Annotated in this window: 21 protein-coding genes and 1 riboswitch; of the genes, 16 read left to right on the top strand and 5 right to left on the bottom strand. The window is 35.3% G+C overall.

Translation table 11 applies throughout. From position 1 onward, the window contains the following. Nucleotides 1-25 precede the first annotated feature (25 nt). From AC0ONG_RS19510 to AC0ONG_RS19465, 10 genes are all read left to right on the top strand, one after another. Complete coding sequence (locus tag AC0ONG_RS19510) at nt 26-730, top strand: DUF421 domain-containing protein (protein ID WP_000550956.1); 705 nt, start codon at nt 26-28, stop codon at nt 728-730. 70 nt (nt 731-800) lie between these two features. Then, the gene (locus tag AC0ONG_RS19505; RefSeq protein ID WP_000542552.1) at nt 801-1,265 is read left to right on the top strand and encodes an NUDIX hydrolase; all 465 of its coding nucleotides are present in this window, start codon (nt 801-803) and stop codon (nt 1,263-1,265) included. 121 nt (nt 1,266-1,386) lie between these two features. Continuing rightward, the gene (locus tag AC0ONG_RS19500; protein ID WP_000424202.1) at nt 1,387-1,794 is read left to right on the top strand and encodes a YjdF family protein; all 408 of its coding nucleotides are present in this window, start codon (nt 1,387-1,389) and stop codon (nt 1,792-1,794) included. A 144-nt stretch (nt 1,795-1,938) separates the two neighbouring features. Further along, nucleotides 1,939-2,352 (top strand): BrxA/BrxB family bacilliredoxin, encoded by a 414-nt coding sequence (locus AC0ONG_RS19495; RefSeq protein ID WP_001979317.1) that lies wholly within the window; start codon nt 1,939-1,941, stop codon nt 2,350-2,352. A 252-nt stretch (nt 2,353-2,604) separates the two neighbouring features. Beyond that, nucleotides 2,605-3,384, top strand: coding sequence for a transporter substrate-binding domain-containing protein (locus AC0ONG_RS19490; protein ID WP_000735462.1), 780 nt, complete (start codon nt 2,605-2,607; stop codon nt 3,382-3,384). A gap of 36 nt (nt 3,385-3,420) precedes the next feature. Next, nucleotides 3,421-4,080: an amino acid ABC transporter permease gene (locus AC0ONG_RS19485; protein ID WP_001046915.1), complete on the top strand. Its 660-nt coding sequence runs from the start codon at nt 3,421-3,423 to the stop codon at nt 4,078-4,080. Further along, nucleotides 4,073-4,795, top strand: a complete 723-nt coding sequence (locus AC0ONG_RS19480; protein ID WP_000590207.1) for an amino acid ABC transporter ATP-binding protein — start codon at nt 4,073-4,075, stop codon at nt 4,793-4,795. Before AC0ONG_RS19485 ends, AC0ONG_RS19480 begins: the two co-directional genes overlap by 8 nt. Nucleotides 4,796-4,895: 100 nt before the next feature. Continuing rightward, entirely contained in the window at nt 4,896-5,864 is a 969-nt protein-coding gene (locus AC0ONG_RS19475) for an aromatic acid exporter family protein (protein ID WP_000472671.1), read from the top strand. Nucleotides 5,865-5,880: 16 nt separating this feature from the next. Beyond that, complete coding sequence (locus AC0ONG_RS19470; RefSeq protein WP_001146572.1) at nt 5,881-6,441, top strand: L,D-transpeptidase; 561 nt, start codon at nt 5,881-5,883, stop codon at nt 6,439-6,441. A gap of 66 nt (nt 6,442-6,507) precedes the next feature. Then, complete coding sequence (locus AC0ONG_RS19465) at nt 6,508-6,747, top strand: DUF3894 domain-containing protein (RefSeq protein WP_000281167.1); 240 nt, start codon at nt 6,508-6,510, stop codon at nt 6,745-6,747. Nucleotides 6,748-6,819: 72 nt separating this feature from the next. Here AC0ONG_RS19465 and prli42 read toward each other — a convergent pair whose 3' ends face one another. After that, nucleotides 6,820-6,912 (bottom strand): stressosome-associated protein Prli42, encoded by a 93-nt coding sequence (prli42, locus tag AC0ONG_RS19460; protein ID WP_000549037.1) that lies wholly within the window; start codon nt 6,910-6,912, stop codon nt 6,820-6,822. Between the two features lie 189 nt (nt 6,913-7,101). Between prli42 and AC0ONG_RS19455 the strand changes: the two genes are divergently transcribed. Both AC0ONG_RS19455 and AC0ONG_RS19450 read left to right on the top strand, forming a co-directional pair. Then, a complete protein-coding gene (locus tag AC0ONG_RS19455) occupies nt 7,102-7,647 on the top strand; it encodes a GNAT family N-acetyltransferase (RefSeq protein WP_014894891.1) in 546 nt (181 codons plus the stop codon). Nucleotides 7,648-7,774: 127 nt separating this feature from the next. After that, nucleotides 7,775-8,893 carry a tripeptidase T gene (locus AC0ONG_RS19450; protein WP_000609803.1) on the top strand — a complete coding sequence of 373 codons (1,119 nt, stop codon included), beginning with the start codon at nt 7,775-7,777 and terminating at the stop codon, nt 8,891-8,893. A 95-nt stretch (nt 8,894-8,988) separates the two neighbouring features. Here AC0ONG_RS19450 and AC0ONG_RS19445 read toward each other — a convergent pair whose 3' ends face one another. Continuing rightward, on the bottom strand, nt 8,989-9,144 hold the full coding sequence (locus tag AC0ONG_RS19445) for a hypothetical protein (protein WP_000656487.1): 156 nt from the start codon (nt 9,142-9,144) through the stop codon (nt 8,989-8,991). 110 nt (nt 9,145-9,254) lie between these two features. On the opposite strand from AC0ONG_RS19445, the gene AC0ONG_RS19440 reads away from it, so the two are divergent. Continuing rightward, nucleotides 9,255-10,493, top strand: coding sequence for a DNA polymerase IV (locus AC0ONG_RS19440; RefSeq protein ID WP_001208861.1), 1,239 nt, complete (start codon nt 9,255-9,257; stop codon nt 10,491-10,493). Between the two features lie 40 nt (nt 10,494-10,533). On the opposite strand, the gene AC0ONG_RS19435 is transcribed toward AC0ONG_RS19440, so the two are convergent. Both AC0ONG_RS19435 and mgtA read right to left on the bottom strand, forming a co-directional pair. After that, nucleotides 10,534-11,235, bottom strand: a complete 702-nt coding sequence (locus AC0ONG_RS19435) for an MgtC/SapB family protein (protein WP_000262346.1) — start codon at nt 11,233-11,235, stop codon at nt 10,534-10,536. Nucleotides 11,236-11,308: 73 nt separating this feature from the next. Further along, nucleotides 11,309-14,014, bottom strand: a complete 2,706-nt coding sequence (gene mgtA / locus AC0ONG_RS19430; RefSeq protein WP_474203723.1) for a magnesium-translocating P-type ATPase — start codon at nt 14,012-14,014, stop codon at nt 11,309-11,311. 335 nt (nt 14,015-14,349) lie between these two features. Further along, nucleotides 14,350-14,517: riboswitch (M-box (ykoK) riboswitch) on the bottom strand. A 168-nt stretch (nt 14,518-14,685) separates the two neighbouring features. On the opposite strand from mgtA, the gene AC0ONG_RS19425 reads away from it, so the two are divergent. Further along, nucleotides 14,686-15,225 (top strand): hypothetical protein, encoded by a 540-nt coding sequence (locus AC0ONG_RS19425; protein ID WP_000249065.1) that lies wholly within the window; start codon nt 14,686-14,688, stop codon nt 15,223-15,225. Between the two features lie 34 nt (nt 15,226-15,259). Here AC0ONG_RS19425 and AC0ONG_RS19420 read toward each other — a convergent pair whose 3' ends face one another. Next, the gene (locus AC0ONG_RS19420) at nt 15,260-15,511 is read right to left on the bottom strand and encodes a DUF3932 family protein (RefSeq protein WP_000665709.1); all 252 of its coding nucleotides are present in this window, start codon (nt 15,509-15,511) and stop codon (nt 15,260-15,262) included. Between the two features lie 189 nt (nt 15,512-15,700). Here AC0ONG_RS19420 and rnz point away from each other — a divergent pair, with 189 nt between their 5' ends. Both rnz and sdaAB read left to right on the top strand, forming a co-directional pair. Continuing rightward, complete coding sequence (rnz, locus tag AC0ONG_RS19415; protein WP_000397454.1) at nt 15,701-16,624, top strand: ribonuclease Z; 924 nt, start codon at nt 15,701-15,703, stop codon at nt 16,622-16,624. Nucleotides 16,625-17,296: 672 nt separating this feature from the next. Continuing rightward, nucleotides 17,297-17,956 (top strand): L-serine ammonia-lyase, iron-sulfur-dependent subunit beta, encoded by a 660-nt coding sequence (gene sdaAB / locus AC0ONG_RS19410; RefSeq protein WP_000877451.1) that lies wholly within the window; start codon nt 17,297-17,299, stop codon nt 17,954-17,956.

The raw sequence follows: 17,956 nt of genomic DNA, 5'->3' as shown, positions 1-17,956 counted from the left end.
TGAGACGGGTAAGGAGTGCAAATTGATGCATATGCATATTTTTGAAGGAGCACGGCATCTTTCTAATAGTGAATGGGTTATTCGGGCTATTATAGCATACATATTTTTAATATTAGTTGCGAAAGCGATGGGGCAAAGGTCTATCGCACAACTTCGTTTTTTAGATGTTGTATTAGTGTTATTGCTTGGTGGGAATATTTCTAACGCATTGTCTGATGAAAAAGTAGGGTTACTGGGCTCGATGATTACAACGTTCATACTCGTTGTACTTCATATTATAAGCTCAGTTTTAATGCTGAAATGGGATAGATGGAGACGCTTTTTAGAGCCAGCACCTATCATTCTTATACACAATGGTTCCATTGATTTTAGCAATTTGAAAAAGGCGAGAATTACGGCGGAATATTTATTTTCGGAACTTCGCATGCGAAATGTGAGCGATATTCAAACGGTTAAATTAGCATTATGGGAAGCGAGTGGCGTTGTTTCTATATTTCAGTATCCAGAATATGAAGCAGCTTCACGGCGGGATCTAAAAGTGGCGGGGAGAAGGTCTCCAGTTTCTTTCATTTTAGTGAAAAATGGAAGGATTCAACAGGACGTTCTCGCTTTAATAGGAAAAACAGAAGAGTGGGCAAAAGAGTTTTTAGAGAAGAGTGCGGAAATTGAATCCATTATGTTAGCTACAGTAGATGAATCACATAAAATAAATATTTTGTTAAAAAAATGAAAAATATACGCATTTTGTCGTTTTGTACATATGATACAATAGTGTGGACAACGAAAAAGGAGGCGATACGGTGGGATATGTAGAAGAATTACGAAAAATAGTTGGTCATCGCCCTTTAATTTTAGTTGGTGCTGTTGTACTCGTTATAAATGAAAATGGTTATGTTTTATTGCAGCAGCGGACAGAGCCGTACGGAAAATGGGGGCTACCTGGCGGACTAATGGAGCTTAGTGAATCACCAGAAGAAACAGCTTATCGTGAAGTATATGAAGAGACAGGAATAAAAGTGAAGAACTTGCGACTAATCAATGTATTTTCTGGAGCGAACTACTTTACAAAATTAGCAAACGGTGATGAATTTCAATCTGTAACAACCGCCTATTATACGGATGAATACGAAGGGGATTTTGTTATGAATAAAGAAGAAGCAGTTCAGCTTAAATTCTTTTCAGTAACAGAACTACCTGACTATATTGTGGGATCGCATAAAAAAATGATTGCTGAATATATGAATATTATGGAAAAAAAGATATAATAAAAGTGAAAGAAATACAAAAACACAGCTCTGGTTGGTAGTCCAGACGCATGATTTCATGTCAGTAACCTTCCCCTCCGGGATGTCCCGTATTTCTAATTTTTTAAAGGAGGGGCTGTCAATGGAGTTGACAGTATATCATGATGGCCAATTTTTTGTTGGAATTATTACATGCAAAGAACAAGGGAAATTGTATGGAGCGAGGTATATTTTTGGAGCGGAACCGTCAGATGAAGAAGTGCTTATGTTTGTGAATGGTTCACTTTTAGAGCATTTTCAGCATTTTGCAAAATGTGGTGTAGAAGTTAAAGAAAAACAGCGTCCTAAAAATATAAAGCGTATCATACGACAAACAGCAAAAGAAACAAATGTTAAACGTTTTACTAAGGCGCAAGAGGCGATTAGTTTATCTTATGAATTGCATAAACAAGAAAAGAAAGTGCAGTCTAAGGAGAAGCGAGAAGCTGAAAAAGAAAGAAGACGTTTAATTAAAGTACAAAAAGCAAAGCAAAAACATCGTGGTCATTAAAGAAAAGGTGTTAGAGCAAGTGCTCTAACACCTTTTCTATACTTAAATACAAGTAAACTTACTTGTATTTCATAAACATTAACTGGTAAGATACAAATAGGTAGTTTTAGAGGAGGGAAAAGAGTGATTAATTTTAACTTTTTTATGAATGATGTTGTCCGCCAAGCGCGTGAAGAGATTGTCTCTGCTGGATATACAGAATTGACGACGCCGGAAGCGGTAGAAGAAGCGTTTAAAAGAAATGGAACAACACTTGTAATGGTAAACTCTGTATGTGGTTGTGCAGGTGGTATCGCTCGTCCTGCTGCTGCGCATTCCGTACATTATGATAAACGTCCTAACCACCTTGTAACGGTGTTTGCAGGTCAAGATAAAGAAGCGACAGCAAGAGCGCGTGAATATTTCGAAGGGTACCCACCTTCTTCTCCATCATTTGCTTTATTAAAAGATGGAAAAATTGTAACGATGGTAGAGCGTCATGAAATTGAAGGTCATGAACCGATGCAAGTTATTGCAAAACTACAATCGTATTTCGAAGAGAATTGTGAAGAACTATAAAAAATAATAAAAAAGGCGGCACGTCCACAATCAAGTGGATGTGCCGCCTTTTTTATTTATTATTTTAATTTCTGAGATATGCATAGTTATGTTATTTTATGCATTATTTTATACACGACAAAAAGCGTTTATATTGTTATTTTATTTATTTTTATTTTATATATTGCATAAAAATAAAAGTGCTGATACAATACAAACATCGAATAAATATTCTATTAAACTTTTAAATATACATTATTAGGGGGAAGAAAGATGAAGAAGTTATTATCAATATCGTTTGCACTTATTTTAATTGTAAGTATATTCAGCGCTTGTAGTAATGGGGAATCGAAAGAAACAAAAGGAAATAAGAAAGTACTCGTAATGGGGACTTCAGCAGATTATAAACCATATGAATACGTGGAAGCTTCAAAAAGTGATGAAATTATTGGTTTTGATGTTGATGTTGCTAAATATATCGGAAAAGAACTTGGGTATGAAGTGAAAGTGAAAGATATGGACTTTGGTGGTTTATTAGCATCTCTTAGTTCAGGAAAAGTTGATTTCGTAATGGCAGGTATGACGCCAACTGCAGAGCGTAAAAATAATGTTGATTTTACAGATATTTATTTTGTTGCGAAAAATATGGTCGTTTCTAAAAAGGATTCTAATATTAAATCTGTAGAGGATTTAAAAGGGAAAAAAGTAGGAGTACAAACAGGATCTATTCAAGAAGAGAAAGCAGCAGAATTTAAAAAACAAGTAGATTTCCAAGTTGAGGGACGTGACCGTATACCAGAAATCGTACAAGAAATTAAAGCTGGTCGTTTTGACGCTGCAATTATAGAAGACACAGTTGCTAAAAATTATTTAGAGAAAATGAAAGATTTAAAAGGAATTGAAATTAAAGAAGCGCCAGAAGAAGTTGGCGCAGCAATTGCCCTTCCGAAAAATAGTGATAAAACAGCTGAATTTAATAAAGTAATTAAAAAAATGCAAGAAAATGGAGAAATGGATAAATTAGTGAAGAAATGGTTTGGCAGCGAAAAATAAGCTGCCTTTCACTTTTCTTTGAGGGGAATGAAAAGGATGAACTTAGATTTTTCGGCGATTACGCCTTCGATACCATATATACTAAAAGGTTTAGAAGTTACTTTGAAAATTGTAGCAGTATCAGCTTTAGCAGGATTTATTTTAGGAACATTATTAGCACTTTGTAAAATTGCTAGAATACGAGCGTTAAATATAGCAGCAGATTTTTATACATCAATTTTTCGTGGTACACCACTTGTATTGCAATTAATGATTATTTATTTCGGCGTCCCGCAAATAATTGGTTATGAAATACCAGCATTCTTAGCAGCTGTACTTGCATTTAGCTTGAATTCAGGTGCATACATGTCAGAAGTGATTCGTGCTGGTATTCAAGCAGTTGATAAAGGACAAACAGAAGCAGCGATGGCTTTAGGGATACCGTACGGAAAAATGATGAGAAATATTATTTTCCCTCAAGCATTAAAAAATATATTACCAGCTCTTGTGAACGAATTTGCGACACTTACGAAAGAATCGGCTGTAGTAACAGTAATAGGCGCGACTGATTTAATGCGTCGTGCTTACATCGTAGGCGGTGAGACATTTAAATATCTTGAACCATTACTTTTTGTTGGACTCATTTATTATATGTTAGTCATTATTCTTACATTAGTCGGGAAGGCAATTGAAGGGAGAATGAAGAAAAGTGATTAAAATTGAAAACCTTCATAAATCATTTGGTAAAAACGAAGTATTAAAAGGAATTACAACAACGATTGAAAAAGGGGAAGTAGTTGCAATTATAGGACCTTCTGGATCAGGAAAATCAACATTTTTACGTTGTATGAATATGTTAGAAGCACCAACGGATGGTCACATTTGGATTGGAACGGAAGAAGTAACGAATTCGAAAACGAATGTTATGCATGTTCGTGAAAATGTCGGTATGGTATTTCAGCATTTTCACTTATTTCCTCATATGACTGTATTAGAAAATATTACGTATGCTCCTATCAATGTAAAAGGGGTAACGAAGCAAGAAGCTGAAAAGAAAGCGGAGAAACTTTTAGAAAAGGTTGGATTAGTAGATAAAAAAGATACGTATCCGAATCGTCTTTCGGGAGGACAAAAGCAACGTGTAGCAATTGCAAGAGCGTTAGCGATGGAACCGGAAGTTATGTTATTTGATGAACCGACATCGGCGCTAGATCCAGAGATGGTGAAAGAAGTGTTAGAAGTTATGAAATCGTTAGTTACGACAGGAATGACGATGGCTATCGTTACACATGAAATGGGCTTTGCAAAAGAAGTGGCAGATCGTGTTCTTTTCTTGGACGGAGGAAAGCTTGTAGAAGATAGTGTGCCAGAAGAATTTTTTGCAGCGCCGAAAAGTGAACGTGCGCAACAATTTTTACAAAAAATATTGTAATATGAAAAGGTTATGTGAATAATAAGTAGAAAAGGATGACATTGTGTCATCCTTTTTTTATACTAACTGTAAATACGTTTATACATATAGGAGTAATGATATGTTTAAAATTGGATATCGTACAGTAAAAACAGCAATTGGGACAGGCGCGGCAGTTTTTATTGCTCAGTTATTAGGATTAGAATTTTATAGTTCAGCAGGTATTTTAGTTATTTTATGTGTACAAAATACGAAGCGCAAATCGCTTCAAGTGTCGTTACATCGTTTTCTAGCGTGTGTATTATCAATGGTATTCGCGTTTTGTATTTTTGAAACGATCGGCTATACACCACTTGCAATTAGCATATTGTTACTTACATTTATTCCGACTGCAGTAATGCTTAAAATTCAAGAAGGTATTGTCACGAGTTCAGTTATTGTTATGCATCTATATTCATTGAAGCAAATTACATGGCTTATAGTTGGAAATGAAATTGCTATATTAACGATAGGGATTAGCGTGGCTCTATTAGTGAATATGTATATGCCGAGTAGTGAAAATAAGTTAAAAGAGTATCAAGATAAAATAGAGAGTAATTTTAAAACGATTTTGTTTGAAATGGTTGTGTACTTACGAAATCGAGAAAGTAGTTGGAGTGGAGCAGAACTCATTGAAACCGAGAATATGTTAAATGAGGCAAGAGATTTATCGTTTAAAAAACTTGAGAATGCATTTATGCGAGAAGATGATTATTACTATCGTTATTTTAATATGCGTATGCAACAATTCGAAATTTTAGAGCGAATGATACCACTAGCAGCTTCTTTATCGTGGACATATGAACAAGCTGACATGATTGCAGATGTTGTTGAAAACATTGGTAATGCTATTAGCCCTGAGAGTACTGGCGTTATTTCCTTAAGGCAGCTTCAAGAAATGAGGGAATTATTTAGAGACATGCCATTGCCAGCTACACGCGAAGAATTTGAGATACGTGCGAAACTTGTTCAACTTGTGTATGAAATGGAACAATATTTACTCATTAAAAGTCGCTTTAAGGGAAAGGATAATATAAAAGAACTTATATAGAAGGTAGGAATTATCTATGCCGTATCTTCTCTCTATCATATTATGTCTTTCTTTATCGCCGCTTTGGCCTCTTGGGGAGAATCCACGTGCCGGAGATCCTTTTATTATTGTAAATAAAGCAACGAATAAATTAGCTTACATTGACGATGGAAAGATTCAAAAGGTTTCTCCAGTAGCGACAGGGAAAACGAATGAATTAACTCCAGAAGGAACTTTTGATGTTGTAATGAAAGCGAAGGATCCATATTACATTGCAAAGGATATTCCAGGTGGATCGCCAAAAAATCCACTTGGATCAAGGTGGATTGGATTTAATGCAAGAGGAACTGATGGAAGTAAATATGGAATACATGGAACAAACCAACCGAGTTCAATTGGAAAGTATATTTCACAAGGATGTATAAGAATGAAGAAAAACGATGTGGAATATTTGTTTGATCGTATTCCAATTGGAACGAAAGTATGGATTGTGAAATCGAAAAAATCATTTCAGCAATTGGCAAAAGAAAAAGGAGCCGTTGCATATGAAAAAGCCAACGAAAAGGTTGGCTTTTTCTATTGTAATAAGTTGTCTTGACATGTGTACATAACCATGCGTTAATGAAAGTATAGAAAGATAAAATTAGATAAAGGGGTTGCTCATATGTACTTGAATCCAAAACTTTCGTATATGCAGTTTTTTATGGGATTTCTATTTGTTATTACATTCATATTGGCAACTTTTAATATATGTTCTTATCTTGTAGCGATTGTATGTATGGCATTACTTAATCTCACTTTTGTTATTGGAGCATTTCAGCAGAAACAATATACAAGTTTTGTAATAGCACTTGTAATGTCATTTTCCTTTAGTATTGTAGCGATTGTGTTTTATATAAAATAAACCATCTCGATGTCGAGATGGTTTATTTTTTCATGTGTAAAAAGTAAAAAAAGGACGAACACATCGCCCTTTTTACCAAAACATACTCGCGCCAGCAAGTAATGTTGTTACAAGCATAGAAATTAGCATCACATAAACCATAATTTTTTGAGCTTTTTTATGCATCGTTATACCTCCTTGCAAATCAGTACAATTTCATTGTAACGAGAAATGAAATTATGGACAAGGGGAGAGTGAGGACAAAATTCGGGAGGGGATTGCAAAATATAACAGGAAATTTGAGTGTGTATAGAGAATATAGTTAAAGGATATATTGTTAATTTTTAGTTGGGCAAGCTGAAGAATGGAGATACGATGATGAAAATATACGAAACAGATCGTTTATACTTAAGGGAAATAGATGAGTCGTATGCTGAAACAGTTCTTCAATATTACGACAGAAATCGTGAATTTTTAAAAGCTTGGGAAGAGTATAGACCGGATGATTTTTTTACGCTAGATTATCAAAAGAAAAAGTTGCAAAAGGATAGAAAAGAGTTCGAAGACGGGAAAATCATCAGACTATGGATTTTTAAAAAGGGTGATGATACAAAAATAATTGGGTGTATTTCATTTAATTTAATCGTTCGTGGCATTTATCAATCTTGTGTACTCGGTTATAAATTAGATAAAGCAGAGTTAAACAAAGGGTATACGACAGAAGCACTTAGAAAAGCAATTCAAGTTGCTTTTGAGGAATTTCAGTTACATCGTATAGAAGCTCCGATTATGCCTCGTAATTTAGCATCTATACAAGTGGTGACGAAGATAGGTTTTCAATATGAAGGCGTGTCTAGGAAGATGTTAATGGTAAATGGCGTGTGGGAGGATCATATGCGCTGGGTATTGTTAAATGAGTAATAGAAAGCAGATGGTTATCTAGACATGTAAACCATCTGTTTTTTGTCTTGTATTTCGAAACTTTTGCGAAATTCTGTTATAATTAGTAGTGTTACATACATAATGGTAGTGCAGGAGGCGCAGTCTTATGATTAATCAAGAACGTTTAGTAAATGAATTTATGGAATTAGTACAAGTAGATTCTGAAACGAAATTTGAAGCAGAAATCTGCAAAGTATTAACGAAGAAATTTACAGATTTAGGTGTAGAAGTATTTGAAGATGACACAATGGCTGTAACTGGTCATGGTGCAGGCAACTTAATTTGTACTTTACCAGCAACAAAAGATGGTGTTGATACAATTTACTTTACTTCTCATATGGATACAGTAGTTCCTGGTAATGGAATTAAGCCTTCTATTAAAGATGGATATATCGTATCAGATGGTACAACAATTTTAGGTGCGGATGATAAAGCTGGATTAGCATCAATGTTCGAAGCAATCCGTGTTTTAAAAGAGAAAAATATCCCTCACGGTAAAATTGAATTTATTATTACAGTCGGAGAAGAATCAGGTCTTGTTGGTGCAAAAGCTTTAGATCGTGAGCGTATTACAGCGAAATATGGCTACGCATTAGATAGCGATGGAAAAGTTGGTGAAATCGTTGTTGCAGCTCCAACACAAGCGAAAGTGAACGCAATTATTCGCGGGAAAACAGCTCACGCTGGTGTAGCGCCGGAGAAAGGTGTATCTGCAATTACTATCGCAGCGAAAGCAATTGCGAAGATGCCACTTGGTCGCATTGACTCTGAAACGACTGCAAATATTGGACGTTTTGAAGGTGGTACACAAACGAATATCGTTTGCGATCATGTACAAATCTTTGCAGAAGCTCGTTCGTTAATCAATGAGAAAATGGAAGCACAAGTTGCGAAAATGAAAGAAGCATTTGAAACAACTGCAAAAGAAATGGGCGGTCATGCAGACGTTGAAGTAAACGTTATGTACCCAGGATTTAAATTTGCTGATGGCGATCACGTTGTAGAAGTTGCAAAACGTGCAGCTGAAAAAATTGGTCGTACACCTTCTCTTCACCAAAGTGGTGGCGGAAGTGATGCAAACGTAATTGCAGGACACGGTATTCCAACAGTTAACTTGGCAGTTGGTTATGAAGAAATTCATACAACAAACGAGAAAATTCCTGTTGAAGAGTTAGCAAAAACAGCAGAATTAGTTGTTGCAATTATTGAAGAAGTAGCGAAGTAATGGAATAGAAAAAGCGTGTAAATCAATTGTGATTTACACGCTTTTTATTTTGACTCGATTGCTTTGACAAGACGTATAAGCCAATATAAGAAAAACTATGGAAGTATATACGTTGTTGCTATATGTACTAGACGAGGGAATAATCCTAACGTATTCATATTGAAAATCGGAAGTAGTAAATAATTAATTGCAATGATTAATATAACTACAAGGAACATATAGTTAATTTCATCATAATCAGCCTCTTTCACATGTGTATCCTCTTTATATCGATTATAAAAAAGAACAAGTAATTATTATAACTATTGTGCAAAATTTGATATAATAAAAGAACGAACGTTCTGATCAGGGGGTGAGTACTATGCGAGAAATGTATCCGAAAAATGGTCGTGTTATTTTACATGTAGATATGAATTGCTTTTTCGCATCTGTTGAAATTGCTCATGATCCATCATTACAAGGAAAGCCATTAGCGGTTGCTGGAAATGAAAAAGAGAGAAAAGGAATTATAATAACATGTAGTTATGAGGCGAGAGAATACGGAATACGTACGACGATGCCCCTTTGGGAAGCGAAAAGATTATGCCCGCAATTAGTTGTAAGGCGTCCTAATTTCACATTATATCGCGAAGCTTCATTTCAAATGTTTCAAGTCCTTTCCCGTTTTACAGAAAAGATACAACCAGTCTCAATAGATGAAGGATATTTAGATATTACAGATTGCTATGCACTTGGTTCGCCTCTTGAAATAGCAAAGATGATGCAACAAGCACTATTAACAGAGTTACAGCTTCCGTGTAGTATCGGAATCGCTCCAAATCTTTTCCTAGCAAAAACAGCTTCTGATATGAAAAAACCTCTCGGTATTACCGTGCTTCGAAAACGTGATATTCCAGAAATGATTTGGCCACTTCCAGTTGAAGCAATGCATGGGATTGGAGAAAAAACAGCTGAAAAATTAAATGAAATTCATATACATACAATTGAACAGTTAGCGAAGGGAGACGAGCATATCATTCGCGCTAAAATTGGCAAGCACGGTATTGATTTACAAAAGCGTGCAAAAGGTACGGATGATAGGGAAGTGGATCCGAGTCAAATGGGCCAACATAAAAGTGTCGGTAACTCGATGACTTTTTCAAAGGATATGGATGAAGAGAAAGAATTACTTGATATGTTAGAACGGTTATCAAAATCAGTGAGTAAAAGATTACAAAAGCGAACCCTTGTCAGCTATAATATTCAAATTATGATTAAATACCATGATAGGCGAACAGTAACACGGAGTAAGCAATTGAAAAATGCGATTTGGGAAGAACGTGATATTTTTCAAGCAGCATCCCGTTTATGGAAGCAACATTGGGATGGTGATTCCGTTCGTTTACTAGGTGTTACAGCTACTGAAATAGAGTGGAAGACAGAATCGGTGAAACAATTAGATTTGTTTTCATTTGAAGAGGATGCGAAAAAAGAACCACTACTTGCTGTCATTGATCAAATTAATGATAAGTATGGAACACCGATTTTACAACGAGGTAGTCAACTACTACGTAAGCAAGAGAAGTCGTTTCAACAAAAGTTAGAAAATAAGTTTATGTAGAAGGTGTCATGAAGTAGTAAAATCATGACACCTTTCATTTTTAACTTGCTTCTAAATCTAATGAAGTTTTCCAACCAGCTGCAGTAACGCCAGATTCTAATAGCATTCTACTTACTATTTTTTCAATTAAGATAGCCGCATTTGTCTTGCAATGTAATGTAGCCTGTATACACACCTTTCGATTAGAATCTACATCTTCGCTATACAACTCTTTTAAACCGAGCCCTTCTGTACTTACCATATGCATAAGTAAAAAACGAATATGTGCTTCATTTTCTTCTGAACAAGTAAGGGAAAGTAAGTAGTTTGTTTGTTCTGGTGATTCTTTTTTTGATTTTTTATTCATAAAAAGAGCAATTGGGCGAAGGAGTATATTTGCTAGTAACACGCCGGCTGTACCTAATATAGCTGCAACGAGGAAACCGGCGCCTGTAAGAGTACCGACAGCAGCTGCACACCATAAAGTAGCTGCCGTATTTAGCCCTCTAATACTAAAACCATCGCGGATAATAACGCCACCCCCTAAAAAGCCAATGCCACTAACGACTTGAGCAGCAATGCGGGATGGGCTAGCATCATGATCAAGCATGACGGATAATAAAACAAATATACAGGCACCAAGTGATACGAGAGCATTTGTCCGTAACCCAGCCATTCTGTGTCTCCATTGTCTTTCCATTCCAATGCAAGCTCCTACAATAATTGCTATAACTAATCTGAATACAATGTCGTACCATACCATCATGGTCACCTCCATATATAAATATGTGTTATGTCTTTTAGAATGAGCGGGGAATATCCACTCATTCTTATTTTTACAACCAGCTACGAAACTTTTTAATATAAAGCTTTTTTAGGAATTGTGTTAAAAAAGCGTAGCCTAATAGTATTCCTACTAACCAAGGAAAGTAGTTAAGTGGCAATGCTTGTAAACCAACGGCTGCACCAAGTGGTGAGAATGGAATATAAATCCCGATTGCCATAATAAGAGCGGTTAATAAAACGACTGGTGTTGATGCAGTGCTTTGAATAAATGGAATCTTTTGTGTTCTTATCATGTGAACAATTAAAGTTTGTGTTAACAATCCAACGACAAACCAACCGGACTGGAATAATGATTGCTCGCTCGGTGTATTTGCACCAAATACATTCCACATGACTACGTATGTGATAATATCAAATACGGAACTAATTGGGCCGATACAAATAATGAAGTTTCGTAAGTTTGCAGTATCCCATTTTCGTGGTTTTTCTAGAAACTCTTTATCCATTTTGTCCCATGGAATAGAAAGTTGTGAAATATCATAAAGTAAGTTTTGAATTAAAAGATGAATGGCAAGCATCGGTAAAAAAGGAATGAAAGCACTTGCTACTAACACGCTAAACACATTACCGAAGTTAGAGCTAGCTGTCATCTTAATATATTTTAAAATATTTCCGAATGTAGTACGTCCTTCTACAATCCCGGCTTCTAATATAGTTAAACTTTTTTCGAGTAGAATAATATCAGAAGCTTCTTTCGCAATATCAGTAGCAGTATCAACAGATATTCCGACATCAGCTTCACGTAATGCTACAGCATCGTTAATGCCGTCTCCCATGTAACCTACAGTGTGTCTGTTTCCTTGTAATGCGTGTATAATGCGAGATTTTTGCATTGGATTAAGCTTCGCAAATACAGTCGTTTCTTCAGCAAGTTTTGCTAATGCTTTATCTGGTAAAGAATCAATCTCGTAACCGAGGATTGGTTCGCCGATATCTAATCCAACTTCTTTACAAACTTTTCGTGTAACAATTTCGTTATCGCCAGTTAAAATTTTTACTTGTACACCATGCTTTTGTAATGCTTGAATTGCAGCTGCTGCAGATGGTTTCGGTGGATCTAAAAAGCCGATATATCCAGCGAGAATCATATCAGTTTCGTCTTTTACTGCGTACTCTTTATCATTTATGTTTCTATCTTTTTTATAAGCCACAGCAATAACCCGCATACCTTCACTATTCAATGTCTCGCTTAGTTTTTTGACATTTGAGCGTATTTCCTCAGTGAGTGTAACGATTTTTTGATCCACTTCAGTGTAGTTGCAAATTGATAAAATTTCTTCTACGGCACCTTTACAAACCATTGTATGTTCACCTGAAATATCTTTTACGATGACTGACATACGCCGGCGGGCGAAATCGAATGGAATTTCATCTAGCTTTTGAAAAGCTGATGGGTCAAATGTATTGTTTTCCTCTGTATGCTTAATAACAGCTTTATCTATTAAGTTTTTCAATCCAGTTTGATAGAAACTATTTAAATAGGCAAATTGTAAGACGCGATTGCATTCATTTCCCTTGGGATCTAAGTGACGAACAAGGACAACTTTATCTTCTGTTAAAGTTCCGGTTTTATCTGTACAAAGAATGTTCATAGCACCTAAGTTTTGAATAGAATTTAGCTGTTTTACAATTACTTTTTGTTTAGACATGTTAACGGCACCTTTAGCTAAATTAGCAGTTACAATCATTGGTAACATTTCAGGTGTAAGACCAACAGCAACGGCAATAGCGAAGAAGAAAGCTTCTTGCCAATCTCCCTTTGTGAATCCGTTAATGAGAAGGACGATAGGCGCCATAATAAGCATGAATGTAATTAAGAGCCAGCTTACTTTGTTTACACCTTTATCAAAGCTTGTTTCTACACGCTTTCCGATTACCTTATTTGCTAAAGAGCCGAAATACGTATCGGTACTTGTTGAGATGACAACAGCTTTTGCGCTACCACTTACAATATTTGTTCCCATGAAGCAAAGGTTTTCCATATCGAGTGGATTGTAATTTTTTTTCATGTTTTTCGGTAAGATATGCTTATTTTCTGTATGGTAGCAGTGTTCGTATTTTTCTATAGGAAGTGCTTCCCCTGTCAAAGAAGATTGATTAACAAATAAATCTTTAGCGGATACAACACGCACATCAGCTGGAACGATATCACCAGCTGAAAGGGAAATAATATCGCCAGGTACAAGCTCTTCAATTGGAATTTCTGTTGTGTAATTTCGATTTAAATTCGTTACATTTTTTGTTTCATGTACAAATCCATTTATTCTAAATACGCTCGCAGTTGTTCGAACCATAGCCTTTAAATTATCGGCAGCTTTTTGAGAACGAAATTCTTGGGAAAACCGAATCGTTGCACTAAGTAGTACCATTGCAGATACGACAATTGTTCCTTGTATGTCATCTGTGAAAAAGGAGAGTGCCCCAAGAGCTAATAAAACGAAAATAAATGGATTTTTAAATGCCAGCAGAAATTGAATGTACCACGGCGCCATTTTATTATGAGCTATTTCGTTCGGACCGTATAAAGAAAGTCTACGAGCCACTTCTTGTTTAGATAATCCATCTTGTGTTGTTTCTAGAAGTTTTAACGCAGAGATTACATCTTGTGTTGCAACCTCCACTAATAATTCGTTATTTGTTTTCATGCTATCTTGCTCATAAGCATGCTTTGTTTCTTGTCTTTGTAAATTAAACATCGGTAGTTCCTCCTCTGTCATGAAGGAGGAAACAATCTGTTACCTAACTAACTATTTGAAATGGTGAGGAACAGTTTCTTTCCTACCTACATGATGAAATATGAATGTAAAACGTATGGGTATCTGGGCCGAATCATCAATTGCCAACTGTTCCTCACCTCCGTACAATTTAGTAGTTTCTGAATATGCTATGTTTGTTTCATAGTAAGGTGCATATAGACGTAAAAAGACCTTTACTCAAAACGAGTAAAGGTCTGAATTCGCAGTTAAAAGAGTCCACAACAAAGACTGCTAGTAGACATAAATAAAAACAGTTTTTGTGTATGACAAAATACATGCACCTCTCCCTCGTTGAGTTTTAGCACTGTATAGCATAGGTACTGAAACCAGCTACGTTAAAAAAGGCCTTCATTCCGACCTTTCCTGTTGACCCATTGGCGTCTCTCGACATTTTTGGGCAGCAGCGTTTCTCTATACAGGAGCCTCACCTAACAGAGACCATATTCAATTACATGTTGAATGTTAGCACTGTAAAATCGTAGTGTCAATATCTTTTTTATCTGTGTTTTTAAAATATTAAATGGATTTATAATAGATATATGGGATGAAATACATGATATTAATTATAAATAATGTGGAAAATAAATATTTTTATAAAAGGGGAATTTGTAATGGTACCACAAAATTTTATTATAAATATTGAGAATCAAAAGTGGTTGTTTAATGAGCAGGAAGATTTATGTTCTCACGGGGAAATTTATTTAAATGTGGATGGAACGATTATTACGCGGACAGGTATGGATGAGGAATGGGGAATAAGTGAATCAGCTTTAGCTCTGTTACGAACTTTAGATAAAGAATATATTTGTGATATTGAAAATGAAGAGGGGCTTATTTTGCACGGATGTGGCACTATGCTCATGTTAGGATGCCCAATTTCAATTCATTGGACTATAAACCATATAGGTGAAAATGTGGTTTTAAAGGATTTTGTCAAAGTTATTTCTACTGATCAAAAGGCTATATACTATGAAGGGCTTCATATAGAATTGAATGAAAATGAATATAGAAAACAAATTGTTTCTTTTGCACTACAAGCAAAAGAATTATTTAATAAATCAAGTGAAAAGATAATTTTAAATGAGCTTGAGCGAAGTATGTATACCGACTTTTGGACGGAATATGATCATTTGTTAAATAAGTATAAATAAAAAAGCACTGTAACCAGTGCTTTTTTATTATAGATTACGAGATTGTAGGGTTTTCAAAAATAACAATCTCTGAACTGTTTGTAGTTGAAACGCGTTGGGCGTAATATGTTAAAGCTGAAGAAATATATGCTGGTAACGTATCATTTGTATGTGATGTTGTATATTCATGGATTAATTCCTTTAAAGTTGTCCATTCTAATTGTGCTGGGTGATCAGACACGAAAGAACTTACCCAGCGATCAAATGAAGATGAAAAATCAGTTTGTAAACGAAATACTTCTTTCATAATAAAACGCTCCCTTAAAATGTAGTATAATTATTTTACCACAAAACACGAACGATTGGTAAATTTTTTAAGTATAACGTTCGTGTTATATAGTTGTCTAGATGATTGGTTATGTAAATTCGATTTGCCATTTGAAATAACATTCCGTAAGATGAGAGATAGAGTATATTTAGAGCTGGAGGAAAGAAAGTGGAATTTGTATTTTTAGGAACTGGTGCAGGTGTTCCTTCAAAAGGAAGGAACGTTTCAGCAATTGCTTTACAATTGTTAGAAGAACGAGGACAGACTTGGTTATTTGATTGTGGCGAGGCCACGCAACATCAAATATTACATACATCGGTACGTCCGCGCCGCATTGAAAAAATATTTATTACGCATTTACATGGCGATCATATTTTTGGATTGCCTGGTTTATTAGGTAGCCGTTCATTTCAAGGAGGAACTACGCCTTTAACGGTGTATGGACCGAAAGGAATTAAACAATTTATTGAAGTGGCATTATCGGTAAGTACGACACATGTGAAATATCCACTTGAAGTTGTGGAGATAACAGAAGAAGGTACCGTATTTGAAGATAATGAATTTTATGTAGAAACGAAAAGATTGTCACACGGTATAGAATGTTTTGGATATCGTATTGTAGAGAAAGATATACAAGGTGCTCTTTTAGTTGATAAATTGCTTGAGATGGGTGTGAAACCAGGTCCAATCTTTAAACGTTTAAAAGATGGAGAAGTAGTTGAATTAGAGGATGGCACGATATTAAATGGAAATGAGTTTATCGGCCCACCTCAAAAAGGAAGAATTATTACTATCTTAGGTGATACGCGATATTGCGAAGCGAGTAGGGAGCTTGCGCAAGATGCAGATGTACTTGTCCATGAAGCGACTTTCGCAGCAGAAGATGAGCAACAAGCGCATGATTATTTTCATTCCACATCTAAGCAAGCTGCGAGCATTGCACTTCAGGCAAATGCGAAGCGATTAATCTTAACTCACATTAGTTCTCGCTATCAAGGAGATACATATAAGGAATTATTGAAAGAGGCAAGAGAGTTGTTTTCTAATACAGAAATAGCGACAGATTTGAAATCATTCCCAGTAGAAAAATGATAATTTTGTAAAAAATGGTAACGATGGGTTACCATTTTTTTATGTCTAAAAAAATTTAAAAATAAAACTGTTATTATTTTATGCTTATACTTGGATGATACAGAAAATTAGAATGGTTTGAATATATACGATAAAAATACGAAATAATGATTATTTAGAAAAACTGTTATATAAGTCAGATGACATACAAGTGATACAAATAGCAGGAATGGACTTTTATTCAGAACTTTTAAAATTCAACAAAAGTAAGCGTTTTATAAAAAACAAGCTATAATGAGGGCAGATTATAATTTATGATAAGTCACATGCTTTTTAGTTATTATCGTAACAAGTGAAGTTGACTAAACCATGAGAGAGTAACATGAGAATTATAATAGGAAAGATATCACTTGTTTATGCTATGCTTGCAATGGCTTCTGTGTTAAACTTTGGATTGCTACCAGACTTTATTGTGGATTATCTTATATCATTTTTTTAATGAAAATAATACTAAGATTCTTATGTATTATGATAACTGGTATTATTTCAGGTTATATTGGATTACTTTTATTCAAAAATTATCCAATTCATACAGCAGAACAAATTCGTGGTACAACTGGAAAAGCGACAGATGTAGCAGCTTAATAGAATAGTAGAATAAATTTTTTTCATAGAGGTTTAGGGGGAGTTATGATGAAGTATCGCTCAGTATTTGATATTATCGGTCCAGTTATGATTGGACCATCAAGTTCACATACAGCAGGCGCGGCAAGAATGGGGCAAGTTGCTCGCCAGCTGTTTCGTCATGAACCAGAAAGAGTAAGCATTTCGTTATATGGATCATTTGCAAAGACGTATCGAGGGCATGGTACCGATGTAGCACTAATCGGTGGAATATTGGGATTTGAAACAGATGACTTACGTATTCCAGAGGCGCTAGAAATAGCAAAAGAGCGCGGAATTGAAGTGGAATTCATTGAAGAAGATGCCAATGCACCTCACCCAAATACAGCAAGAATTCGTTTGTATAAAGGTGAAGAAGAAATTGAAGTTGTTGCTTGCTCAATTGGTGGCGGTAAAATTGAAGTTGTAGAATTAAACGGATTCGATCTTCAATTATCAGGCACAAGTCCAGCACTACTTATTGTAAATAACGATCGCTTTGGTGCTATTGCAGCGGTGGCTTCAATCCTTGCTACACACGAGATTAACATTAGTACAATGAGTGTTTCTCGTAAAGAAAAAGGAAGAAGAGCGCTTATGGTTATTGAAACAGATGAATTATTAGCAGATGAAGTGATTGAAGAAATAAAAGCGCAACAAAATATTTGTCAAGTAACTATTATGGATTAA

This window comes from Bacillus sp. TCT6, from assembly GCF_056033845.1.
The sequence above is the reverse complement of the archived record's forward strand: the minus strand, read 5'-3'. Positions and strand labels throughout refer to the sequence as shown.